Annotated in this window: 2 rRNA genes; both read right to left on the bottom strand. The window is 51.0% G+C overall.

Annotated elements, in window-relative coordinates:
* Nucleotides 1-2 precede the first annotated feature (2 nt).
* A 5S ribosomal RNA gene (gene rrf, locus DQX04_RS12295) occupies nucleotides 3-118 on the bottom strand.
* A gap of 121 nt (nucleotides 119-239) precedes the next feature.
* Nucleotides 240-3,119, bottom strand: a 23S ribosomal RNA gene (locus DQX04_RS12300).
* Nucleotides 3,120-3,133: the final 14 nt, after the last annotated feature.

A 3,133-nucleotide genomic window follows, 5' to 3' on the forward strand; every position in this document is an offset into this window, starting at 1 on the left:
AAGCCTGGCGGTGACCTACTCTCACATGGGGAATCCCCACACTACCATCGGCGCTGACATGTTTCACTTCTGAGTTCGGAATGGATTCAGGTGGTTCCACGTCGCTATGGCCGCCAGACATATTCTGTATAATTCGGACTGCGCTGATAAATACTTTAAACTCTATCTGAGCCGGTATAACACACTCTATCTAGTGTCGTTTTCTGTGTCGTTCACATCCAACACCGCTTCGGTGTTGTATGGTTAAGCCGCACGGGCAATTAGTACAGGTTAGCTCAACGCCTTACAGCGCTTCCACACCCTGCCTATCAACGTCTTAGTCTTAAACAACCCTTCAGGGACTTAAAGTCCTGTGAGAACTCATCTCGAGGCTCGCTTCCCGCTTAGATGCTTTCAGCGGTTATCGATTCCGAACGTAGCTACCGGGCAGTGCCATTGGCATGACAACCCGAACACCAGCGGTTCGTTCACTCCGGTCCTCTCGTACTAGGAGCAACCCCTCTCAATTCTCAAACGCCCACGGCAGATAGGGACCGAACTGTCTCACGACGTTCTAAACCCAGCTCGCGTACCACTTTAAATGGCGAACAGCCATACCCTTGGGACCGACTTCAGCCCCAGGATGTGATGAGCCGACATCGAGGTGCCAAACACCGCCGTCGATATGAACTCTTGGGCGGTATCAGCCTGTTATCCCCGGAGTACCTTTTATCCGTTGAGCGATGGCCCTTCCATTCAGAACCACCGGATCACTAAGACCTGCTTTCGCACCTGCTCGACGTGTCTGTCTCGCAGTTAAGCTGGCTTATGCCTTTGCACTAACCGTACGATGTCCGACCGTACTTAGCCAACCTTCGTGCTCCTCCGTTACTCTTTGGGAGGAGACCGCCCCAGTCAAACTACCCACCAGACACTGTCCTCATCCCCGATAAGGGGACTAAGTTAGAACATCAAACATACAAGGGTGGTATTTCAAGGGCGGCTCCACATCATCTAGCGACAATGCTTCAAAGCCTCCCACCTATCCTACACATGTAGGTTCAATGTTCAGTGCCAAGCTGTAGTAAAGGTTCACGGGGTCTTTCCGTCTAGCCGCGGGTACACTGCATCTTCACAGCGATTTCAATTTCACTGAGTCTCGGGTGGAGACAGCGTGGCCATGGTTACACCATTCGTGCAGGTCGGAACTTACCCGACAAGGAATTTCGCTACCTTAGGACCGTTATAGTTACGGCCGCCGTTTACCGGGGCTTCGATCAAGAGCTTCGCTTACGCTAACCCCATCAATTAACCTTCCGGCACCGGGCAGGTGTCACACCCTATACGTCCTCTTTCGAGTTTGCAGAGTGCTGTGTTTTTAATAAACAGTCCCAGCCACCTGGTCACTGCGACCGCTATCAGCTTAGAGCGTAAAGCTCATCACCAACAGCGGCGTACCTTCTCCCGAAGTTACGGTACTATTTTGCCTAGTTCCTTCACCCGAGTTCTCTCAAGCGCCTTAGTATTCTCTACCTGACCACCTGTGTCGGTTTCGGGTACGGTCGTGCATATCTGAAGCTTAGAGGATTTTCCTGGAAGCAGGGCATCAATAACTTCGACTCCGTAGAGTCTCGTCTCGTGTCTCAGTCTTAAGAGTCCGGATTTGCCTAAACTCTCAACCTACTCACTTTCACGCGGACAACCAACGCCGCGCTTACCTAGCCTTCTCCGTCTCCCCATCGCAATATACATCGGTACGGGAATATTAACCCGTTTCCCATCGACTACGCTTTTCAGCCTCGCCTTAGGGGCCGACTTACCCTACCCTGATTAGCATGGGATAGGAACCCTTGGTCTTCCGGCGTGGGGGTTTTTCACCCCCATTATCGTTACTCATGTCAGCATTCGCACTTGTGATACCTCCAGCATGCCTCTCGACACACCTTCAACAGCTTACACAACGCTCCCCTACCCAGTAGTAAAACTACTGCCGCAGCTTCGGTGTATGGTTTAGCCCCGTTACATCTTCCGCGCAGGCCGACTCGACTAGTGAGCTATTACGCTTTCTTTAAAGGATGGCTGCTTCTAAGCCAACCTCCTAGCTGTCTATGCCTTCCCACATCGTTTCCCACTGAACCATAACTTGGGGACCTTAGCTGGCGGTCTGGGTTGTTTCCCTCTCCACGACGAACGTTAGCACCCGCCGTGTGTCTCCTGGATAGTACTCATTGGTATTCGGAGTTTGCATGGGGTTGGTAAGTCGGGATGACCCCCTAGCCCAAACAGTGCTCTACCCCCAATGGTATTCGTCCAAGGCTCTACCTAAATAGATTTCGGGGAGAACCAGCTATCTCCGGGCTTGATTAGCCTTTCACTCCGAGCCACAGGTCATCTCCTAATTTTTCAACATTAGTGAGTTCGGTCCTCCAGTTGATGTTACTCAACCTTCAACCTGCCCATGGCTAGATCGCCCGGTTTCGGGTCTACACCTTGCGACTGGACGCCCAGTTAAGACTCGGTTTCCCTACGGCTACCCTATTCGGTTAACCTCGCCACAAAATGTAAGTCGCTGACCCATTATACAAAAGGTACGCAGTCACACCACGAAGGTGCTCCTACTGCTTGTACGTACACGGTTTCAGGTTCTATTTCACTCCCCTCACAGGGGTTCTTTTCGCCTTTCCCTCACGGTACTGGTTCACTATCGGTCAGTTGGGAGTATTTAGCCTTGGAGGATGGTCCCCCCATATTCAGTCAAGATAACACGTGTCCCGACCTACTCGATTTCATTTGATAACACACTTCGTGTACGGGGCTGTCACCCTCTATCGCCACACTTTCCAGAGTGTTCCACTGCATCTTATCAAACTTAAGGGCTAATCCGCGTTCGCTCGCCGCTACTTACGGAATCTCGGTTGATTTCTTTTCCTAAGGGTACTTAGATGTTTCAGTTCCCCTCGTTCGCCTCTTTAACCTATGTATTCAGTTAAAGATAGTGGATAAATCCACTGGGTTTCCCCATTCGGAAATCCTAGTCTCAAGTGCTTCTTACTAGCTCAACTAGGCTTATCGCAAGTTAGTACGTCCTTCATCGCCTCCAACTGCCAAGGCATCCACCGTGTACGCTTAGTCACTTAACCATACAACCCGAAAA

Origin of the sequence: Aliidiomarina sp. B3213 (assembly GCF_003290085.1) — a bacterium.
Lineage (GTDB): Bacteria > Pseudomonadota > Gammaproteobacteria > Enterobacterales > Alteromonadaceae > Aliidiomarina.